The following is a 16,644-nucleotide window of genomic DNA, read 5'->3' as shown; positions in this document are numbered from 1 at the left end:
ACTAGCCTAGACGTGCAGCCGCAGGGAACCATGCCATGACCACCCACCGCCTTCGCCTTGGCGTCAACATCGACCACGTCGCCACCTTGCGCAATGCGCGCGGCGGCGCCTTGCCCGACCCGGTCCGCGCCGCCTTGCTGGCCGAGGCCGCCGGCGCCGACGGCATCACCGCGCACCTGCGCGAGGACCGCCGCCACATCATCGATGCCGATATCGACCGGCTGATGGCCGCGCTGCGCATCCCGCTCAACTTCGAAATGGCCGCCACCGCCGAAATGCAGGCCATAGCCTTGCGCCACCGGCCGCATGCCGTGTGCATCGTGCCCGAACGCCGCGCCGAACGCACCACCGAAGGCGGGCTCGACGTGGCGGGCGACGAAAACCGCCTGGGCGACTTCATCGGCCCCCTGCGCGAGGCGGGTTGCCGCGTGTCGCTGTTCATCGGCCACGATCCGCGCCAGATCGAGGCCGCCGCCCGCATCGGCGCCGCCGTGGTGGAACTGCACACCGGCCACTACTGCGACCTGCACGCCGAAGGCCGCCTGGCCGAACGCGACCAGGAACTGCGGCACCTGATGGTCGGCGCCGCCCATGCCGCCTCGGTCGGGCTCGAGGTGCACATGGGCCACGGGCTCGGCTTCGAAACCGTGCAACCCGTGGCCGCGGCCCCCGAGGTGGTGGAACTCAACATCGGCCATTTCCTGATCGGCGAGGCGGTGTTCATCGGCCTCGGCCCTGCCATCGCCGAGATGCGCCGCCTGATGGACGAGGCGCGGGCGGCGCTGGCATGATCGCCGCCCCCGCACTGCCCGGCGCCCGCATCCTCGGCATCGGCACCGATCTTGCCAACATCGACCGCATCGCCGCCACGCTCGACCGTTTCGGCGACCGCTTCCGCAACCGCGTCTTCACCGCCGAGGAACAGCGCCGCGCCGAACGCCGCCGCGACACCGCCGCCACCTACGCCAAACGCTGGGCCGCGAAAGAGGCCTGCTCCAAGGCGCTCGGCACCGGCTTGCGCATGGGCATCGCCTGGCGCGACATGGCGGTGTCGAACCTGCGCACCGGCCAGCCGGTGATGGCGGTCACCGGCTGGGCCGCCGAACGGCTGGCCGCCATGACCCCGCCCGGCCACCACGCGGTGATCCACGTCTCGCTGACCGACGACCACCCTTGGGCCCATGCCTTTGTCGTGATCGAGGCTTGCCCCCTGCCCCCACCCTCTGCGCCTTGACAGCAGGGGCACCGGCGCGCACATAGCGCGGGTCCAACAGGAAAGGCGGATCATGGCCAAGGCGCAAAAGAAAGAGGGCTTCCTCGAAACGGTCAAGACCGTGGTCTATGCCGTGGCCATCGCGGTGGTGTTCCGCACGCTGTTCTTCCAGCCGTTCTGGATTCCGTCCGAAAGCATGAAGGACACGCTGCTGATCGGGGACTTCCTGTTCGTCAACAAGATGGCCTACGGCTATTCGCGCCATTCCTGCCCCTGGTCGCTCTGCCCGATCACGGGCCGCATCCTGGCCTCCGAACCCGAACGCGGCGACGTGGTGGTGTTCCGCCACCCGGTCAACGGCTCCGACTTCATCAAGCGGCTGATCGGCCTGCCCGGCGACACCGTGCAGATGAAGGGCGGCATCCTCTATCTGAATGGCGCCGAGGTGCCGCAGACCCCCGCCGGCGTGTTCTCCGAGGTCTACGAACGCCAGGGCCCGATGGGCAACGAGCCGCGCTGCGAAAACGCCCCCGTCGGCCAGGGCGGCATCTGCACCAAGTCGCGCGCGCTGGAAACCCTGCCGGGCGGGCGCACGCACCACGTGCTGAACATCGACAAGGCCGGCTTCGGCGACGACACCCCGGTGTTCACCGTGCCGGCCGGGCACTACTTCTTCATGGGCGACAACCGCGACAACAGCCAGGACAGCCGCTATGGCCGCGCCATCGGCGGCGTCGGCTTCGTGCCGGCCGAAAACCTGATCGGCCGCGCCGACCGGATCATCTTCTCCTCGGCCGGCTCCTCGCTGTTCTATTTCTGGACCTGGCGCGCCGACCGCTTCTTCAAGGCGGTCGAGTGAAACTGTCGGCCGACCTCCAGCAGTTCCAGGCCCGGCTGGGGCACAGCTTCCGCCGGCCCGAACTTCTGTTGCGGGCGCTGACCCACCCCTCCATCGCCACCCCGGCCCGCCCCGACAACCAGCGCCTGGAATTCCTGGGCGACCGGGTGCTGGGCCTCGTGATGGCCGAGGCGCTGCTGATGGCCGACAAGGGCGCCTCCGAAGGCCAGCTCGCCCCGCGCTTCAACGCGCTGGTGCGCAAGGAAACCTGCGCCGAGGTGGCCCGCGACCTGGGCCTGGGCGACGTGCTGCGCCTCGGGCGGTCGGAAATGCTGTCGGGCGGACGCCGCAAGGAGGCGCTGCTGGGCGACGCGATGGAGGCGCTGATCGCCGCCGTCTACCGCGATGCCGGCTTCGAGGTGGCCCGCGCCCTCGTGCTGCGGCTCTGGGGCGACCGTGTCGGCCGCGTCAAGGCCGACGCCCGCGACCCCAAGACCGCGCTGCAGGAATGGGCCCAGGCCCGCGGCCTGCCGCCCCCCGCCTACGTCGAAACCGATCGCACCGGCCCGCCGCACCAGCCGGTCTTCACCATTGCCGCCCGCCTCGCCTCGGGCGAGGAAGAACGCGCCACCGCCGGATCGAAACGCCTGGCCGAACAGGCCGCCGCCCGCGCGCTGCTTGCGCGCATGGAGTCCCAGCCATGACCCAAGACCAACCGCAGCGCGCCGGCTTCGTCGCCCTGATCGGCGAACCCAATGCCGGCAAGTCCACGCTCCTCAACCGCATGGTCGGGGCCAAGGTCTCGATCGTCACCCACAAGGTGCAAACCACCCGCACCCGCATCCGCGGCGTCTGCATGGCCGGCCCCGCCCAGATCGTGTTCGTCGATACGCCGGGCCTGTTCCGCCCGCGCCGCCGGCTCGACCGGGCGATGGTCGCCGCCGCCTGGGGCGGTGCTGCCGATGCCGACATCGTCGTGCTGCTGATCGAGGCGCACCGCGGCCTGACCGACGGCGTCGCCACCATTCTCGACACGCTCAAGGACCGCCTGCCCCAGACCACGCCCGTCGCCCTCGCCATCAACAAGATCGACCGGGTCAAGGCCGAAACCCTGCTGGCCCTGACCGAGAAAATGAACGCCGCCTACCCCTTCGCGCGCACCTTCATGATCTCGGCCGAACGCGGCTACGGGGTCGAGGATCTGCGCGACTGGCTGGCCGGGCAACTGCCCGAACACCCCTGGCTCTACCCCGAAGACCAGATCGCCGACCTGCCGGTGCGCATGATCGCGGCCGAGATCACCCGCGAAAAGCTGACCCTGCGCCTGCACGAGGAACTGCCCTACCAGCTGACGGTGGAAACCGAAAAGTGGGAAGACCGCCCCGACGGTTCCACCCGCATCGACCAGGTCGTCTACGTCGCCCGCGACGGTCACAAGGGCATCCTGCTGGGCGCCAAGGGCGCAACGATCAAGGCGGTCTCTACCGCCGCCCGCGCCGAAATGGCCGAATTCCTCGGCCGCCCGGTGCACCTGTTCCTCACCGTCAAGGTCCGCCCCGACTGGCTGGACGAGGCCGAACGCTACACCGAAATGGGCCTCGACTTCCGCGACGGGGATTGAACGGTCATGGCGGCGCCCATTTTCTGTCCCGAAATATCCCGGGGGGAGTCGCCGCCAGGCGACGGGGGGGGGCGCCCCCCCCCCCCCCCCCCCCCCCCCCCCCCCCCCCCCCCCCCCCCCCCCCCCCCCCCCCCCCCCCCCCCCCCCCCCCCCCCCCCTGCCCCCCCGGCCAAGCGCCGCAGAGGCCCGGGCCGGCATGACCCCCCGGCTCACGGCCGATTTCTGGGTGCGCGCCTATCTGGCCCGGCTGCGGCTGGCCGACATTCCGGCCTATGTCATCGCCCGCGGCGATGCCACCGCCGGCGCGGTGATCGTGAAATGCGCCCGGCTCGACGGCACGGCCCTGGCGCTGCACCGCAGCTTCGACCTTGCGTCCGGCCGGCGCGCCTGGGTCGTGCTGGCCGACGGCCCCGAACCGCAGGTCGATGCCCTGCTCGCCCGCCAGCGCGCCCGCGACCCCGACCTGTGGCTGATCGAGATCGAACAGCGCGAGGGGCGCACCCTGCTCGACGAACCCGGCCTGGCCGACTGAACCGCCCTGCACCCTCCGGGGCGGCGGCGGTGCACAGGGGTCTGTGCGGCGGTGCGGGTTGGCCTTGCCCCCCGGCTTGCGCTAGCGATGGGCCGCAACCTCAGGAGAGACAGCTTTGGGCAACCCGGTGGAACTTGGTCTGGATACCTTCGGCGATGTCAGCACCGGCCCCGACGGGCGCCTGCAACCGATGGACCGGGTCCTGCGCGAGGTGGTCGACCAGGCCGTGCTGGCCGACGAGCTGGGCGTCCACTTCATCGGCCTGGGCGAACACCACCGCGACGATTTCGCCATCTCGGCGCCCGAGGTGGTGCTGGCCGCCATCGCCGGGCGCACGCGGCGCATCCGGCTCGGCACCGCGGTGACCGTGCTCTCCACCGACGATGCGGTGCGGGTGTTCCAGCGCTTTGCCACGCTTGACGCGGTGTCGGGCGGGCGGGCGGAACCGATCCTCGGCCGCGGCAGCTTTACCGAAAGCTGGCCGCTGTTCGGCCTGAATCTGCAGCACTACGACCTCTACTTCGAGGAAAAGCTCGACCTGTTCGCCGCCTTGCTGCGCGGGCCCAGGGTCACCTGGTCGGGCCGCCACCGCGCCGCGCTGCAAGACCAGCCGGTCTTTCCCCAACCGGGGCCGCAAGGGCTCAAGGTCTGGGTGGGCGTCGGCGGCAGCCCGGAATCGGTGGTGCGTGTGGTGCGCCACGACCTGCACCTGATGCTGGCGATCATCGGCGGCGACCCGCGCCGCTTCGTGCCTTATGTCGATCTCTACCAGCGCGCCTGCGCCCAGTTGCAGCGCCCGCTGCGCCCTGTCGGCATCCACTCCCCCGGCTTCGTCGCCGACACCGACGAGGCGGCGCGCGAGGCGCTCTGGCCGCATTACCGCGCCATGTTCGGCCGCATCGGCGCCGAACGCGGCTGGCCCCCCACCACCAGGGACCGCTTCATCGCCGAGATCGAGCACGGCTCGCTTTACGTCGGTTCCCCCGAAACCGTGGCACGCAAGATCGCGGCCACCGTGCAGGTGCTGGGGATCGGGCGGTTCGACCTGAAATATGCCACCGGCCCGCAGCCGCACGGCGACCTGATGCGGTGTCTCGAACTTTACGGCCGCAAGGTGATTCCGATGGTTCACGACCTGCTGGCCGGCTGAGGCCCAAGGTTGCATCGCGCGCCGACCTTGGCCATATAGGCGAGGTCCAACGGAGTGCGCGCGATGCAGTATCTGGAATTCGAAAAGCCCCTGGCCGAGATCGAAGGCAAGGCCGAGGAACTGCGCGCGATGGCCCGGTCCGGTTCGGGCGCCGACGTGACCAAGGAGGCCGAGGCGCTGGACCGCAAGGCCGAGGCGCTGCTGAAGGAACTCTACAAGGATCTGACCCCCTGGCGCAAATGCCAGGTCGCGCGCCACCCCGACCGCCCGCATTGCAAGGACTATATCGACACCCTGTTCACCGAATACACCCCGCTGGCGGGGGACAGGAACTTTGCCGACGATCACGCGGTGATGGGGGGCCTTGCCCGCTTCAACGACCGCCCGGTGATGGTGATCGGCCACGAAAAGGGCAACGACACCAAAAGCCGGATCGAGCGCAACTTCGGCATGGCGCGGCCCGAAGGCTACCGCAAGGCGATCCGGTTGATGGACATGGCGCACCGTTTCGGGCTGCCGGTCATCACCCTGGTGGACACGCCCGGCGCCTATCCCGGCAAGGGCGCCGAAGAACGCGGGCAGGCCGAGGCGATTGCCCGCAGCACCCAGAAATGCCTGGAAATCGGCGTGCCGCTGGTGTCGGTGGTGATCGGCGAAGGCGGGTCGGGCGGGGCGGTGGCCTTTGCCACCGCAAACCGGGTCGCCATGCTGGAACATTCGGTCTATTCGGTCATCAGCCCCGAAGGCTGCGCCAGCATCCTGTGGAAGGATGCCGAAAAGATGCGCGAGGCGGCCGAGGCGCTGCGCCTGACCGCACAGGATCTGCTGAAGCTGGGCGTGATCGACCGCATCATCAAGGAACCGCTGGGCGGCGCGCAGCGCGACCCCAAGGCGACCATCGAAGCGGTCGGCAAGGGGCTGGAGGCGATGCTGAAGGATCTGGTCGGCAAGAAGCCCGAGACGCTGATCCGCGACCGGCGGCAGAAGTTCCTCGACATGGGCTCCAAGGGGCTGGCGGCATGACATGAGCCCCTGGGTTCTGGTGGCCGCCGCCGGCGTGCTGGAGGTGTTCTGGGCCATCGCCTTGAAATACGCCGACGGCTTCACCCGGTTCTGGCCCTCGGTGGCGGCAGTAACCGGGGCGATGGCCAGCTTCTGGCTCTTGTCGCTGGCGATGCGCAGCCTGCCGGCAGGCACGGCCTATGCGGTCTGGGTGGGCATCGGCACCCTGGGGGTGGCGTCCCTTGGCATCGCCCTGTTCGGCGAGGCGACCAACCCGCTGCGGCTGGCCGGGGTGGCGCTGATCGTGGCGGGCATCTTGGTGCTGAAGCTGGCCTGAGCGCCTGTCCCTTGAAGGGACACGGTGCCGACCCTTTGTTTTCAAGCCCTTGCACGGCCGCTTTTACGAAGCGTTAACTCAAGCTGCCGGCACCGCACGTGCAGCTGCTGACCTGCGCCCGGTCGTGCCAGGTTCGTAACAAGACCCCTTGAGGCTGATGGTCGTCGGTTTCGGGTTGGGCAAGTGCGCCGGGCGCGGAGCCGTCAGCTTGCTCAAGTGGCAGACGCGCTTCTGCGGGGGGCTTGTTGCGCAGCCAGGAATGCGGCCTGACGTCGGTGTAGTCGTAGCGCCACAGAGCCGGCGAGCGGCGGGCATCGGCCAGGCTGTCGAAGACGTCTTCGTCGAGGCATTCGTCGCGCAGGTTACCGTTGACGCGCTCGATGCGGCCGTTCTGCTGCGGCTTGCCGGGGTCGATGTATTGCCATCCGACGCGATTGTCGCACGCCCACGTCAGGATGGCCTTGCTGGTGAACCCGGTGCCATCGTCCGGGACGATGCAGGCGGGTTTCCCGTAATTCCGCAAGCAGGCGTGCAGTTCCCGCACCACCCTGGCCCCGGAGATGCTGGTTTCGGCGAGGCGCGCGAGGTTTCCGCGGCAGCAGTCGTCATTGACCGCCCGGATGCAAAACTTGCGACAGGCCCCGAAGGTGTCGGACAGGAAGTCCAGCGACCAGCGCCGATTCGGGTGCAACGGCACCGGCCGCGCCTCGTGCCGCCGATCTGGACGCGGGTTCTGTCCTCTCGATGGCCGCGGTATCCACGGTCGATAACGGCCAGATCGGGGCGCTGGTCGGTCAGGATTTCCACCTGTTCCGGCGCTTTCTTCGGGGTGTGGCCGTCGTAGGGGGGCCCGGAAAGCTGCGCATGCCGACCACAAGGCCTTCGTCTGGTGTGGGCGCGACACTGACCGTGCAGCCGAATTCATAGCGCACCCGGGCCTTGCGCTTGGCGATGCAGTCGACTTCGGGTTCATGCAGGGCATAGATCTTGTCCGCACCCTTCGGCGGCTGGTGCAGCAGCTGCGAGACGAGAGCGAGCTTGGCGATGATCCGGTCCCGCAGGCTGCCGTGGGGGATATCCTGCGGGTGGCGACGCAGGTCGCGCATCACCCTGCCGGTGTAGCCCTTCGGCGTTTTCAACGCCTTGCGCATGCGCTTGAACTGCCGGGCATGGGCATGGCGGCCGACCTGCAGCGCCAGCCGCGGGGCAAGGCGGGCACGGGATTGCCGCAACTCCACTCCGGCCTCTTGCGCCAGCGCCACCCGTTGATCGCGGGCCCGCTGGTAAAGCCGGGACTCCGTCGGATGGGCGATGTTCTTTTCCATGACGGTTGTGTCCACCGCCACGCGCTTGACGCTGTCTTCGTCGATGGCCCCGGATTTCTGCCCCGCCCGGATCGTCTGGGTCAGCAGCCATTCGATACCCTCCTCCCCGATCCGCCCACGCCAACGGGCCAGCGAGGACGGGTCGATCGGTGGCTGATGCTGAAAGAACGTCTCGCCGGTGAGGTGCTGGTATTCGGGGTTCTCGACCCAGCGGGCGACCACCGCCTCGGCCGACAGCCGGTCGGCTTGCCGGAGATAGAGCGACCCCGCCACCAGACGCGGCTCCGTCGCGGGCCGCCCCCTGCCGGAGGGAAAGCCCCCCCCCTCCCACTCCCGCTCGAAGACCTCCCAGTCGATCAACGCCGCCAGCTTCACCAGCTCGTGGCGCTGGTCGATCATGTCGACCAGCCGCGGCCGCAGCAGATCATCCTGTTCCAGAGGGCGCGGGCGATGTTCGATGGGTCGAACCGAAATTGCAGGGTTTCGCGGCAAATCATGCAAAACCCCGCAGGACCTGGCGAGAAAGACAACAAGGTTTCACCACAATATCAATGGCATGGACGTTGTTCCGGGCGAACTCCGGAACCGCTGCTCTATCCGGCAGCCGGGCGCCGACGGGCTTCGCCCCTGGCCGGATGTCATAGGCGCGGCACAGGTGTATGGCGTCGGCAGGCGCGGGCATCATGGCGTCGTCTCGTCCCCGATCAGGTCCAGCGCCTTGACCGAATGGGCGAAGGCCGCCCCGGCGCGCATTTCCGCCGCCACCCAGATCGCCTCCATGATCTGCGACCCGGTGGCGCCTTCGCGGCGGGCGGCCTTGACATGGCCTTCGATGCACCAGGGGCATTGCGTCACATGCGCGACCGCGACGGCGATCAGCTGCTTGGTCCGGGCATCCAGCGCGCCGGGCGCAAAGACCGCCTTGCTGAAGGCGAGAAATGCGTCATCCGGGCCGGGGGCCAAGGCATGGCGCCTTTCGGCATGGGCACGGGTGGTCTTTGGCATCGAGATGCCGGTCATACGGACTTTCCTTTTAGCTGGTGGCCAGACCCTCAGGGTGCTGCTGCGAAGCGCGGAAACAAGACCTCGTTTTCCAGCCTCACATGCGCCTCGAGATCGGCGATGAAGGTCGCCGGCCCGTCGTAGAGCGCGGTCCAGGACCGGCAGGCACCCTCGGGCAGCGTCAGGTCATTGGTCGGCGCCCGGATCTGCGCGATTCCGTCGGCGTGGTCGTCGTGATCGGCGCGCATCACCGCGATGGGATGTTCGATCCCCGGCATGCCACCACGCCGGATGGCGGGAAAGAGGATCAGCTCCTGCTTCTTCATATGGACCTCAAGCTCGCCGATCAGGCGTTCCAACAGCGCGCCAAGACCATGGGGGGCCTCCGGCTGGTCGCCATGCACCCGCTCGACCTTCCGCGCGAGCGCGGCAAGGTCGGGCAATTGCCCGCGATGGGTCTGGTGAAAGCGCGTCTCGATATGGGTCGTCAGGGCGGCCGGGTCGTTCGTCGGAGCATCGGTGGTCATGGCTCTTTCCCTTTGTCAAAGCCGTGGTGGATGACTTGCACGGCCATAGTCGCCGCGCGCGTCCATGATGTTCATGTGGATCGAGGCGGCGATGCGTTCGGCGCGGTCGATCACCCAGGCGGCGCCGGCGGGCGGGCAGACCTCATCCGCGGTCTGGCGGAAGATGTCGAGCCAACGGTCGAAGTGTTCCCGTTCGACCGGCAGCGGCAGGTGCTTGGGCATCGGCGCGCCGTGATAGCGCCCGGTCATCAGCGCGACCGAGGACCAGAAATCCACCATCTTTTCCGGATGCGGCCCCCAGTCGGTGATGCGCCCGGCAAAGACCGGGCCAAGCAGCGGATCGCGGCGCACGCGGTCATAAACGCCGTGGACGAGGCGCTTGAGCGTTGCGTCGTCGAGACCGGTCCGCGCCATCAGGTCGGCGGTCACGGCGGGGTGCGCGCTGCGCAGCGTGTCGGGGGCGGTCATTCGGGGCGGTCCTCGAGTTCGTGCTTGCCTCAAGACCAAACCGCGCCAATAGGTATTGAAAATACCGATTCATTTTGAGACCCCATGCGCCTGACCTCTTTCACCGATTTCGGACTGCGCGCGCTGATGCGGATGGCGTCCGAGCCCGAGCGCGCCTTCTCGACCGCCGATCTGGCCGACGAGTTCGATCTGTCGCGCCATCACCTGACCAAAATCCTGACCGCGCTTGCGCAGGCGGGCATCGTCACAACCCGGCGCGGCGGCGGCGGCGGGGCGATGCTCGCACGGCCGGCAGACCGGATCAGCCTGGGCGAAATCGTGCGCCTGCTCGAGACCGGGCAGGCGCTGGTCGAATGTTTTCAGGCCGCCGGCAGCAACTGCACCATCACCGGCTGCTGCCGCCTCAAGGCGCGGTTGCGCAGCGCCGAGGCCGCGTTCTACGCCGACCTTGACCGCGCGACCCTGGCCGACGTGGCCTTGCCGCCGATGCAAAGGGCGATACCGGCATGATCGCGCATCTTACCCCGACCGAGCGCCGTATTGCCATGGTCCTCGCCATCGGCCTGGCCCTTCTGGGGCTGACCATGGCCGCCACAGGAAAGCACGACCCGAGGCGGTGCACGGCTTCATGGCGCTGGCCCTCGGGGTCGGCCTTGTGTTTGCGGTGGGCGGCACGCTGGAGGAACCCGCCCCCGATCCGGCCCGGCTGACGCGCTACTACGACGATCCGATCAAGGTGGGCATCGTTCTGGCGATGATCCGGGGCGTGTTCGCCATGGGTGTAGGGCTTTGGGTCGCGGCGCTGATGGTCTGGCCCGATGCCACCTTCGGGCAGGCGTGGTCCGGCTATGGCCGCCTGCGCCCTGTCCCTACGACCGGGGTGATCTTTGCCTTCGGCGGCAATGCCCTGATCGCCACCTCGCTTCATGTCATGCAGCGCACCTGCCGGGCGCGGCTGGCCGATCAGCTCAGCCCATGGGTCGTGCTGGTTGGCTACAACCTGTTTCTGGTCTGGGCGGTGTCGGGCTATTTCATGGGTGTCACACAGTCCAAGGAATATGCCGAACCGGAATGGTATGCCGACGAGATGATCGCCAACGCCCCGCGCGACGCGCTGGCCCAGACGCGGCCCGACAGTGACGCCGCCGAAGGGGTGATCGCGCGTTATGGCGAGGCGACGACCCTGCGCCCCTTCTCGGGCAGCGATCGGCTGACGGAAATGGACGCGCTGGTGGCCGATCTGCAGGTGCCGGGTCAGTTGACGCAGGCGCCCCATGCGCAAGGGGCCACACCATGACGCATGACTTCGCGCTGTTTCTGGCCAAGACCTTCGGGCTTTTTTACCTGATGGGGTTTTTCATCCTGACCGTGGTCCACACCTACCGGCCGTCGCGCAAGGCCCGGGCGGACCGCGCGGCGCGGTCGATCCTTGATGCGGAGGACCGGCCATGTCCGTGACCGAACGGGATCCCCTTTCGGGCTATGCCACCACGGGGCACGACTGGAACGGTATCAGGGAACTGAACGCGCCGGTGCCGCGCGTCGTGCTGTGGTTTCTTGCGGTGACGCATATTTATGCGGTGGTCGCCTGGATGCTGTTCCCGACCTGGCCACTGGGTGCGACCTACACGAAGGGCCTTCTGGGCGGTGATCAACAGACCGCCGTTGCCGCCGATATCGCCGCCGCAACTGCCGCGCGGGCCGGCTGGTTGACAGCCATGGCGACGCAGGATTTCGGCACCATCCGCGCCGACCCCGATCTGATGGCGCGCGCCATGGCCTCCGCGGCCCCCCTGTTCGGACAGAACTGCCGGGTCTGCCACGGCGCCGGTGGCGTGGGCGGCGCCGATTTTCCGCGCCTGTCCGATGACATCTGGCTCTGGGGCGGCACGGCCGAGGAGATCTGGGCGACCCTGCGCTACGGCATCAAAGCGACCGATCCCGACACCCGTGTCGCCCAGATGCCGGCCTTTGGCCGGGACGGGCTGCTGACCCGGCCCGAAATTGCCGTGCTGACCGACTGTGTCCTGACCCTTGGCAAGGGCGTGATCCCCGATGATCCGTCCGAGGGGGCAGCGCTGTTCGAGGCGAATTGCGCCGGCTGTCACGGCGAGGACGCGCGCGGGCTGGAAGGCACCGGCGCACCGAACCTGACCGACGCCGACTGGATCTATGGCGGCGATGCCGCGACTATCCGCATGACCCTGTTGAACGGGCGTCAGGGTGTCATGCCTGCCAGGGATGGTCGGCTGTCGGACGCCGAGATCCGCATGATGGCGCTTTATGTCGAGGGCCTTTCCACACCGGGGGCCGGGGATGCGCGATGATCCTGCCATCCCGCATCCTTGTCTTTCTGGCCGTTCTGGCGGCCCTGGCGCGGGTGATTGGCGCGAACTGGCAACTTGTCGATCCGGCCCATCGCTCGCAACCGGGATGCGTGCAGGTCGCGCCCGACCGGGCGGCGGCGAAACCCGGCTGCTGAAAAGGCCACGTCATGCTTGAACCCCGACCAGTCGTTGAACCCGGACTGGCCGCGCCCGACCGGTTCGCGCGCGACCTGCCAAGCGGTGCCGCGCTTGGCTGGCTCTCGGCCGGTTGGCCGGATCTGCGCGACCGCCCCGCACCCAGCCCGATCTACGGCCTTGCGGTGTTCGTCCTGTCGGCCTGTGTCGTTCTGGGCCTGATCCGGGCTGGCCTGCCCTGGCTGATCTTTCCGGCGCTGTCCGGCTTTCCGGTTGCGGGTCCGCTGCTGGCCATCGGGCTTTACGACAAAAGCCGCAGGCGGCACGACGACACCCCAGCGACACTGACGCAGATGCTGGCGGTGCGCCCTGCTTCGGGCGGGCAACTGATGTTCGCGGGGCTCTTGTCCTGCTTGCTGGTGATGCTGTGGCTGCGCGCGGCGGACCTGCTTTATGCGCTGTTCTTCGGGATGCTGCCGTTTCCGGGCTTCGACCAGATCATGGCCCAACTCCTGACCACCCCGCGCGGTTGGGCGCCGATCGTCACCGGATCGGCCATCGGCGGCTTGTCTGCGGGCTTCGCCATGGCGATCATCCTGTTCTCCATTCCGATGCTGCTGGAGCGTCGCGTCGATGCCCTCACCGCGCTTGGCACGTCGTTTGCGATCACCATGCAGAACCTGCGCGCCGTGCTGCCCTGGGGCGCGATCGTGACGCTGGGCTTTGCCCTGTCGGCCGCAACCGGGCTTGTGGGCCTGATCGTGATTTTTCCGCCGCTCGGGCATGGAACCTGGCACGCCCGGGTCGCCCTGCGCCCGCCCGAGGAATCTGGCGCATGAATTATATCTTCCTCATCCCCGTGTCCATCGGCCTTGGCCTGACCGGGCTTGGCGCGTTTTTCTGCGCAATGCGACATGACCAGTATGACGACCTGGCCGGGGATGCTGCCCGTATCCTGACCGCACCGGACAGACCCATCATGCCGCCACCTTCTGAGGAGACCGAACATGGACAACTGTCTGCCGACGCGGCCCACCCCGACCCCGACCGAAGGCTATGACCTGGCGATCGAGCTGGCGCGCATGACGATCAAGAAAACCCAGGCCGACCCGGCGGTGCGCGAGCGCCTGCGCCCGGATTATGCCGAAAACGCCGATTCCCTGATTTCGGTCAGCGCCGTGGTCGCCACTCATTTCGCCACCATCGCCGCCGCCAAGGGCTACTGGCGCGGCTGACCATGGCCGTCACCTTCACCGCGCAAGGGTTCGAGGTTGACGCAGCCGCGGTCGCAGCGGCCTTTGAGCTTGACCCGGCGAGCTTGCGCGAAATGATGCGCGCGGGCGAGGTGGCAAGCCTGTGCGAAAAGGGCGAAGGGGTCGATGCGGGCCGCTTCAGACTGATCTTTCGCCATGCCGGACGGGTGCTGCGGCTGACGGTGGACGGCGACGGCCACATCCTGACGCGCGCGACATTCGACTCCCCCCGTTCCACCGGGCGCGCGCATCGTCCGCAAGTCCAGGCCACCGACTGGCTCTGTTGCACAGACTTCGTGAAGGATTCACCTTGTAAGTCCAGCGTGATAGCTGGAGGTCGTCCGCAGGCCGAACGCTCCGGGCTACAAGGCCCTGAAGTGGCCTGCGTATGACCGGGCGCTCGAGCGCCGCGGATCGCTGACGATCTGGTTTGATCCGGGGATGGCGTCGGCTGCGAGGCCTATCGGCAGGCGTGGGCGACAGCGCGTCTACAGCGATGCCGCCATCCAGACCTGCCTGACGATGAAGGGGCTGTTCGGCATGGTCGGCATTGGAGCGCCATCGGTCCGAGCGACAATGTCGACGCGGCAAACGACCGGGTTCGTCGAGAGCCTGCTTTGCCTGATCGGCCTGGATCGGGACGTGCCGGATTTCAGCACCCTCAGCCGTCGCCAGAAGGCGCTTGCGGCGAACATCCCGCATCGGGGGGCGCAGGGTCCGCTGCATCTCTTGATCGAGAGCACAGGGGTCAAGGCGGAGGGGGAAGGCGAGCGGCATGCACGCAAGGATGGCGGTCGCAAACGTCGCATATGGCGCAAGATCCATCTGGGGATTGACGCGGAAATGCTGGAGATCAGGGCGGTCGAGGTCACCAGCAGCGATGTCGGGGATCGGCATCTTGCTCGGCGGGATCGCCGCGAGCCCGCGGATGTGGGTGGCGCTGCGCTACGGCGCCATAGTCCTCGCCGTGCTCCTGTTTCTGCTTTCCCTTCGGCGGTCCGGCGAACGACCAGAACGCCTTGCCGAACGCCTTGAGACAACGGAGAAGGTCAATGATGTCCAGCGCCGGATGCGGGAAGTCCTCGCGATCGCGACGAGTTTGCTGACCGCCTGCGCCACGGTCGGTTCCGAGCCGCGCCTCGCGACCGCCTGTCCGCCCGTGGTGGAGCACAGCGGCGCGCTGCGGGCGCACGTCATGGATGAAGCGGCAAGGCTGCCAGCAGGATCGGTCATCGTCGCGATGACGAACGATTACAGCGTTATGCGGCATCAAGCCCGGGCGTGCCGAGGGTTCTGGCATGAGCGGGCGCGCTTCATCCCGGCGCAGTCGTCAGTGACAGTCTCAACACTGTCTGAGAAACACCGAGAATAATTAACTTGTTACCATCGTAACAGTAGATGGTTCGCATGCAGAATATCGTCTGGCTCCTGCTGACCTACAAGGTCCCACCCGAACCCGCGGCGCGGCGGATCGCCGTCTGGCGCAAGCTGAAGGGCATGGGGGCGGTCTATCTGCAGAACGGCGTGTGCCTGCTGCCCAAGACCGACGATCATGTGCGTCGCCTGAAGATGCTGGAAAACGACATCGCCGAGGCCAGGGGCGAGAGCGTGATCCTCGAGACGGTCGCCCTTGACCAGGCGCAGGAAAACAAGGTGGTCGAGCGGTTCAAGGCCGACCGTGACGAGGCCTATGCCGAGTTCCTCGACAAGTGCAACGATTTCGAGCGCGAGGTGGCCAAGGAAATTGCGGCCAGCCACTACTCCTATGCCGAGCTTGAGGAAAACGACGTCGATCTGAAGAAACTTCGGGGCTGGCTGGCCAAGATCCGGAAGATCGACTTCTACGGCGCCGAGCGCGCGGCCGAGGCCGCGGAACGGCTGAAGGGCTGCGAAGCCGTGCTCGACGACTATGCCCGCCGCGTCTTCGACGCTCATGATGAAGACAGATGAGGGCGATATGCTGAGTTTTTCCCATGCCTGGCCGGCCATTGCCTCGGCTTTCCTCGCGTCGCTGGTCGAGGTGGTGGAGGCGTTCACCATCGTTCTGGTCGTGGCCACGCTGCGCGGCTGGCGCCCGGCGGTGCTGGGCACCGGCGCGGCGCTGGCCACGCTTGCGGCCATCATCCTCGTGCTCGGGCCGCTTCTGGACCGGGTGCCGATGCATGTTCTGCAACTGGTCATCGGGGTGTTGCTGCTGTTGTTCGGGGCGGGATGGTTGCGAAAGGCCGCGCTGCGTGCCGGTGGCGTGATCGCGCTGCATGACGAGACCGCGATCTTTGCCCGGGAACGCGCCGAACTGGCCGAGGAGATGAGGCGCGCCGGTCGCACCCAGGACTGGATCGCGGGCATCGCTGCCTGCAAGGCGGTCCTTCTGGAAGGGCTGGAGGTCGCCTTTATCGTCGTGGCTGTCGGCGCCGGGCGCGGGCTTCTGGGCGCGGCGGCGCTTGGTGCGGCGGCGGCCTGTGTTCTGGTGCTGATTGTCGGGGCGATTGCGCACAGGCCATTGTCGCCGGTGCCCGAAAACACGCTGAAATTCGGTGTCGGCGTGATGCTGACGGCCTTCGGTGTGTTCTGGACGGGCGAAGGTCTGGGCATCGACTGGCCGGGGGCGGACCTGATGCTGATGGTGCTGGCCGGCGTGTTCCTGGCCACCGGTCTGCTGGGCGCTGCATTGGCGCGCAACCTGAAAGGAGCAGCGGCATGACGATTCTGGGCGATGTGGTCAAGGAACTGTGGTCGATGTTCGTCGGCGACGCACGGTTGACGCTGGCGCCGCTGGCCCTTGTCGGTGCGGCGGGCGCCTTGATTGGCTCCGGGCTGGCCGGTCCGGGTGTTACCGCGACCTTGCTGGTGCTGGGGACTGTCGTCGTGCTGATCGCGGCGGTGGCGCTGGCCGCGCGGCGGCGATAGGCCC

General features: G+C 67.9%; 25 protein-coding genes and 3 pseudogenes. 23 read left to right on the top strand and 5 right to left on the bottom strand.

Annotated features, from left to right (window positions below; genetic code table 11):
* Positions 1-35: 35 nt before the first annotated feature.
* The 9 genes from ACK4S2_RS06270 to ACK4S2_RS06230 all read left to right on the top strand — a co-directional run bounded on the left by ACK4S2_RS06270 (position 36) and on the right by ACK4S2_RS06230 (position 6,693).
* A complete protein-coding gene (locus ACK4S2_RS06270) occupies positions 36-791 on the top strand; it encodes a pyridoxine 5'-phosphate synthase (RefSeq protein ID WP_409621669.1) in 756 nt (251 codons plus the stop codon).
* A complete protein-coding gene (gene acpS / locus ACK4S2_RS06265) occupies positions 788-1,234 on the top strand; it encodes a holo-ACP synthase (protein ID WP_409621667.1) in 447 nt (148 codons plus the stop codon). Before ACK4S2_RS06270 ends, acpS begins: the two co-directional genes overlap by 4 nt.
* 52 nt (positions 1,235-1,286) lie before the next feature.
* Entirely contained in the window at positions 1,287-2,072 is a 786-nt protein-coding gene (gene lepB, locus ACK4S2_RS06260) for a signal peptidase I (RefSeq protein WP_409621665.1), read from the top strand.
* On the top strand, positions 2,069-2,755 hold the full coding sequence (gene rnc / locus ACK4S2_RS06255; protein WP_409621662.1) for a ribonuclease III: 687 nt from the start codon (positions 2,069-2,071) through the stop codon (positions 2,753-2,755). The genes lepB and rnc overlap by 4 nt, the downstream gene beginning before the upstream one ends.
* Positions 2,752-3,672 carry a GTPase Era gene (gene era, locus ACK4S2_RS06250; RefSeq protein ID WP_409621659.1) on the top strand — a complete coding sequence of 307 codons (921 nt, stop codon included), beginning with the start codon at positions 2,752-2,754 and terminating at the stop codon, positions 3,670-3,672. Before rnc ends, era begins: the two co-directional genes overlap by 4 nt.
* 196 nt (positions 3,673-3,868) lie before the next feature.
* Complete coding sequence (locus ACK4S2_RS06245; RefSeq protein WP_409621656.1) at positions 3,869-4,204, top strand: DUF1491 family protein; 336 nt, start codon at positions 3,869-3,871, stop codon at positions 4,202-4,204.
* A gap of 115 nt (positions 4,205-4,319) precedes the next feature.
* Complete coding sequence (locus ACK4S2_RS06240; RefSeq protein ID WP_409621653.1) at positions 4,320-5,354, top strand: LLM class flavin-dependent oxidoreductase; 1,035 nt, start codon at positions 4,320-4,322, stop codon at positions 5,352-5,354.
* A gap of 63 nt (positions 5,355-5,417) precedes the next feature.
* Entirely contained in the window at positions 5,418-6,377 is a 960-nt protein-coding gene (locus tag ACK4S2_RS06235) for an acetyl-CoA carboxylase carboxyltransferase subunit alpha (protein WP_409621650.1), read from the top strand.
* Between the two features lies 1 nt (position 6,378).
* Positions 6,379-6,693: a DMT family transporter gene (locus ACK4S2_RS06230; protein ID WP_409621647.1), complete on the top strand. Its 315-nt coding sequence runs from the start codon at positions 6,379-6,381 to the stop codon at positions 6,691-6,693.
* Positions 6,694-6,766: 73 nt separating this feature from the next.
* On the opposite strand, the pseudogene ACK4S2_RS06225 reads toward ACK4S2_RS06230, so the two are convergent.
* The 5 genes and pseudogenes from ACK4S2_RS06225 to ACK4S2_RS06205 all read right to left on the bottom strand — a co-directional run.
* A pseudogene (locus ACK4S2_RS06225) lies at positions 6,767-7,393 on the bottom strand (integrase core domain-containing protein); the annotation flags it as partial.
* Positions 7,393-8,477, bottom strand: a pseudogene (locus ACK4S2_RS06220) (IS5 family transposase); the annotation flags it as partial. The pseudogenes ACK4S2_RS06220 and ACK4S2_RS06225, both read right to left, overlap by 1 nt.
* A 222-nt stretch (positions 8,478-8,699) precedes the next feature.
* Positions 8,700-9,038, bottom strand: coding sequence for a carboxymuconolactone decarboxylase family protein (locus ACK4S2_RS06215; protein WP_409621644.1), 339 nt, complete (start codon positions 9,036-9,038; stop codon positions 8,700-8,702).
* 32 nt (positions 9,039-9,070) lie between these two features.
* A complete protein-coding gene (locus tag ACK4S2_RS06210; protein WP_409621641.1) occupies positions 9,071-9,547 on the bottom strand; it encodes a hemerythrin domain-containing protein in 477 nt (158 codons plus the stop codon).
* 15 nt (positions 9,548-9,562) lie between these two features.
* Positions 9,563-10,015, bottom strand: coding sequence for a group III truncated hemoglobin (locus tag ACK4S2_RS06205; protein ID WP_409621638.1), 453 nt, complete (start codon positions 10,013-10,015; stop codon positions 9,563-9,565).
* Positions 10,016-10,099: 84 nt separating this feature from the next.
* On the opposite strand from ACK4S2_RS06205, the gene ACK4S2_RS06200 reads away from it, so the two are divergent.
* The 14 genes and pseudogenes from ACK4S2_RS06200 to ACK4S2_RS06135 all read left to right on the top strand — a co-directional run bounded on the left by ACK4S2_RS06200 (position 10,100) and on the right by ACK4S2_RS06135 (position 16,640).
* Positions 10,100-10,525 (top strand): Rrf2 family transcriptional regulator, encoded by a 426-nt coding sequence (locus ACK4S2_RS06200; protein ID WP_409621636.1) that lies wholly within the window; start codon positions 10,100-10,102, stop codon positions 10,523-10,525.
* 118 nt (positions 10,526-10,643) lie between these two features.
* Positions 10,644-11,312, top strand: a complete 669-nt coding sequence (locus ACK4S2_RS06195) for a cbb3-type cytochrome c oxidase subunit I (protein ID WP_409621633.1) — start codon at positions 10,644-10,646, stop codon at positions 11,310-11,312.
* Positions 11,309-11,473, top strand: coding sequence for a cbb3-type cytochrome c oxidase subunit 3 (locus tag ACK4S2_RS06190; RefSeq protein ID WP_409621630.1), 165 nt, complete (start codon positions 11,309-11,311; stop codon positions 11,471-11,473). Before ACK4S2_RS06195 ends, ACK4S2_RS06190 begins: the two co-directional genes overlap by 4 nt.
* Positions 11,464-12,342: a cytochrome-c oxidase, cbb3-type subunit III gene (gene ccoP / locus ACK4S2_RS06185; protein ID WP_409621627.1), complete on the top strand. Its 879-nt coding sequence runs from the start codon at positions 11,464-11,466 to the stop codon at positions 12,340-12,342. The genes ACK4S2_RS06190 and ccoP overlap by 10 nt, the downstream gene beginning before the upstream one ends.
* Complete coding sequence (locus ACK4S2_RS06180; RefSeq protein WP_409621624.1) at positions 12,339-12,497, top strand: hypothetical protein; 159 nt, start codon at positions 12,339-12,341, stop codon at positions 12,495-12,497. Before ccoP ends, ACK4S2_RS06180 begins: the two co-directional genes overlap by 4 nt.
* Before the next feature lie 12 nt (positions 12,498-12,509).
* A complete protein-coding gene (locus tag ACK4S2_RS06175) occupies positions 12,510-13,316 on the top strand; it encodes a DUF2189 domain-containing protein (protein ID WP_409621621.1) in 807 nt (268 codons plus the stop codon).
* Positions 13,313-13,537, top strand: coding sequence for a cbb3-type cytochrome oxidase assembly protein CcoS (ccoS, locus tag ACK4S2_RS06170; RefSeq protein WP_409621618.1), 225 nt, complete (start codon positions 13,313-13,315; stop codon positions 13,535-13,537). Before ACK4S2_RS06175 ends, ccoS begins: the two co-directional genes overlap by 4 nt.
* Entirely contained in the window at positions 13,485-13,712 is a 228-nt protein-coding gene (locus ACK4S2_RS06165; protein ID WP_409621615.1) for a hexameric tyrosine-coordinated heme protein, read from the top strand. The genes ccoS and ACK4S2_RS06165 overlap by 53 nt, the downstream gene beginning before the upstream one ends.
* A gap of 2 nt (positions 13,713-13,714) precedes the next feature.
* Positions 13,715-14,122, top strand: a complete 408-nt coding sequence (locus ACK4S2_RS06160; protein WP_409621612.1) for a DUF6522 family protein — start codon at positions 13,715-13,717, stop codon at positions 14,120-14,122.
* A pseudogene (locus tag ACK4S2_RS06155) lies at positions 14,061-14,621 on the top strand (IS5 family transposase); the annotation flags it as partial. The gene ACK4S2_RS06160 and the pseudogene ACK4S2_RS06155, both read left to right, overlap by 62 nt.
* Positions 14,611-15,102: a hypothetical protein gene (locus ACK4S2_RS06150; RefSeq protein ID WP_409621609.1), complete on the top strand. Its 492-nt coding sequence runs from the start codon at positions 14,611-14,613 to the stop codon at positions 15,100-15,102. The pseudogene ACK4S2_RS06155 and the gene ACK4S2_RS06150, both read left to right, overlap by 11 nt.
* Before the next feature lie 35 nt (positions 15,103-15,137).
* The gene (locus tag ACK4S2_RS06145) at positions 15,138-15,680 is read left to right on the top strand and encodes a Chromate resistance protein ChrB (RefSeq protein WP_409621606.1); all 543 of its coding nucleotides are present in this window, start codon (positions 15,138-15,140) and stop codon (positions 15,678-15,680) included.
* Positions 15,681-15,687: 7 nt separating this feature from the next.
* Complete coding sequence (locus tag ACK4S2_RS06140) at positions 15,688-16,434, top strand: COG4280 domain-containing protein (RefSeq protein ID WP_409621603.1); 747 nt, start codon at positions 15,688-15,690, stop codon at positions 16,432-16,434.
* Positions 16,431-16,640 (top strand): hypothetical protein, encoded by a 210-nt coding sequence (locus tag ACK4S2_RS06135; RefSeq protein WP_409621601.1) that lies wholly within the window; start codon positions 16,431-16,433, stop codon positions 16,638-16,640. The genes ACK4S2_RS06140 and ACK4S2_RS06135 overlap by 4 nt, the downstream gene beginning before the upstream one ends.
* Positions 16,641-16,644 lie beyond the last annotated feature (4 nt).

Source organism: Gemmobacter sp., from assembly GCF_046292685.1.
Taxonomy (GTDB): Bacteria; Pseudomonadota; Alphaproteobacteria; order Rhodobacterales; family Rhodobacteraceae; genus Wagnerdoeblera.
The sequence above is the reverse complement of the archived record's forward strand: the minus strand, read 5'-3'. Positions and strand labels throughout refer to the sequence as shown.

What these genes read in the sequence shown, in the direction of transcription:
- ACK4S2_RS06230 (WP_409621647.1), top strand. Translation starts at nt 6,379, where the DNA reads ATGAGCCCCTGGGTTCTGGTGGCCGCCGCCGGCGTGCTGGAGGTGTTC.
- ACK4S2_RS06235 (WP_409621650.1), top strand. Translation starts at nt 5,418, where the DNA reads ATGCAGTATCTGGAATTCGAAAAGCCCCTGGCCGAGATCGAAGGCAAG.
- ACK4S2_RS06215 (WP_409621644.1), bottom strand. Translation starts at nt 9,038, where the DNA reads ATGACCGGCATCTCGATGCCAAAGACCACCCGTGCCCATGCCGAAAGG.
- ACK4S2_RS06145 (WP_409621606.1), top strand. Translation starts at nt 15,138, where the DNA reads ATGCAGAATATCGTCTGGCTCCTGCTGACCTACAAGGTCCCACCCGAA.
- ACK4S2_RS06200 (WP_409621636.1), top strand. Translation starts at nt 10,100, where the DNA reads ATGCGCCTGACCTCTTTCACCGATTTCGGACTGCGCGCGCTGATGCGG.
- ACK4S2_RS06135 (WP_409621601.1), top strand. Translation starts at nt 16,431, where the DNA reads ATGACGATTCTGGGCGATGTGGTCAAGGAACTGTGGTCGATGTTCGTC.
- ACK4S2_RS06210 (WP_409621641.1), bottom strand. Translation starts at nt 9,547, where the DNA reads ATGACCACCGATGCTCCGACGAACGACCCGGCCGCCCTGACGACCCAT.
- ACK4S2_RS06150 (WP_409621609.1), top strand. Translation starts at nt 14,611, where the DNA reads ATGTCGGGGATCGGCATCTTGCTCGGCGGGATCGCCGCGAGCCCGCGG.
- ACK4S2_RS06195 (WP_409621633.1), top strand. Translation starts at nt 10,644, where the DNA reads ATGGCGCTGGCCCTCGGGGTCGGCCTTGTGTTTGCGGTGGGCGGCACG.
- ACK4S2_RS06190 (WP_409621630.1), top strand. Translation starts at nt 11,309, where the DNA reads ATGACGCATGACTTCGCGCTGTTTCTGGCCAAGACCTTCGGGCTTTTT.
- ACK4S2_RS06175 (WP_409621621.1), top strand. Translation starts at nt 12,510, where the DNA reads ATGCTTGAACCCCGACCAGTCGTTGAACCCGGACTGGCCGCGCCCGAC.
- acpS (WP_409621667.1), top strand. Translation starts at nt 788, where the DNA reads ATGATCGCCGCCCCCGCACTGCCCGGCGCCCGCATCCTCGGCATCGGC.
- ACK4S2_RS06160 (WP_409621612.1), top strand. Translation starts at nt 13,715, where the DNA reads ATGGCCGTCACCTTCACCGCGCAAGGGTTCGAGGTTGACGCAGCCGCG.
- ACK4S2_RS06245 (WP_409621656.1), top strand. Translation starts at nt 3,869, where the DNA reads ATGACCCCCCGGCTCACGGCCGATTTCTGGGTGCGCGCCTATCTGGCC.
- era (WP_409621659.1), top strand. Translation starts at nt 2,752, where the DNA reads ATGACCCAAGACCAACCGCAGCGCGCCGGCTTCGTCGCCCTGATCGGC.
- ACK4S2_RS06270 (WP_409621669.1), top strand. Translation starts at nt 36, where the DNA reads ATGACCACCCACCGCCTTCGCCTTGGCGTCAACATCGACCACGTCGCC.
- ccoP (WP_409621627.1), top strand. Translation starts at nt 11,464, where the DNA reads ATGTCCGTGACCGAACGGGATCCCCTTTCGGGCTATGCCACCACGGGG.
- ccoS (WP_409621618.1), top strand. Translation starts at nt 13,313, where the DNA reads ATGAATTATATCTTCCTCATCCCCGTGTCCATCGGCCTTGGCCTGACC.
- ACK4S2_RS06165 (WP_409621615.1), top strand. Translation starts at nt 13,485, where the DNA reads ATGGACAACTGTCTGCCGACGCGGCCCACCCCGACCCCGACCGAAGGC.
- ACK4S2_RS06140 (WP_409621603.1), top strand. Translation starts at nt 15,688, where the DNA reads ATGCTGAGTTTTTCCCATGCCTGGCCGGCCATTGCCTCGGCTTTCCTC.
- ACK4S2_RS06180 (WP_409621624.1), top strand. Translation starts at nt 12,339, where the DNA reads ATGATCCTGCCATCCCGCATCCTTGTCTTTCTGGCCGTTCTGGCGGCC.
- lepB (WP_409621665.1), top strand. Translation starts at nt 1,287, where the DNA reads ATGGCCAAGGCGCAAAAGAAAGAGGGCTTCCTCGAAACGGTCAAGACC.
- ACK4S2_RS06205 (WP_409621638.1), bottom strand. Translation starts at nt 10,015, where the DNA reads ATGACCGCCCCCGACACGCTGCGCAGCGCGCACCCCGCCGTGACCGCC.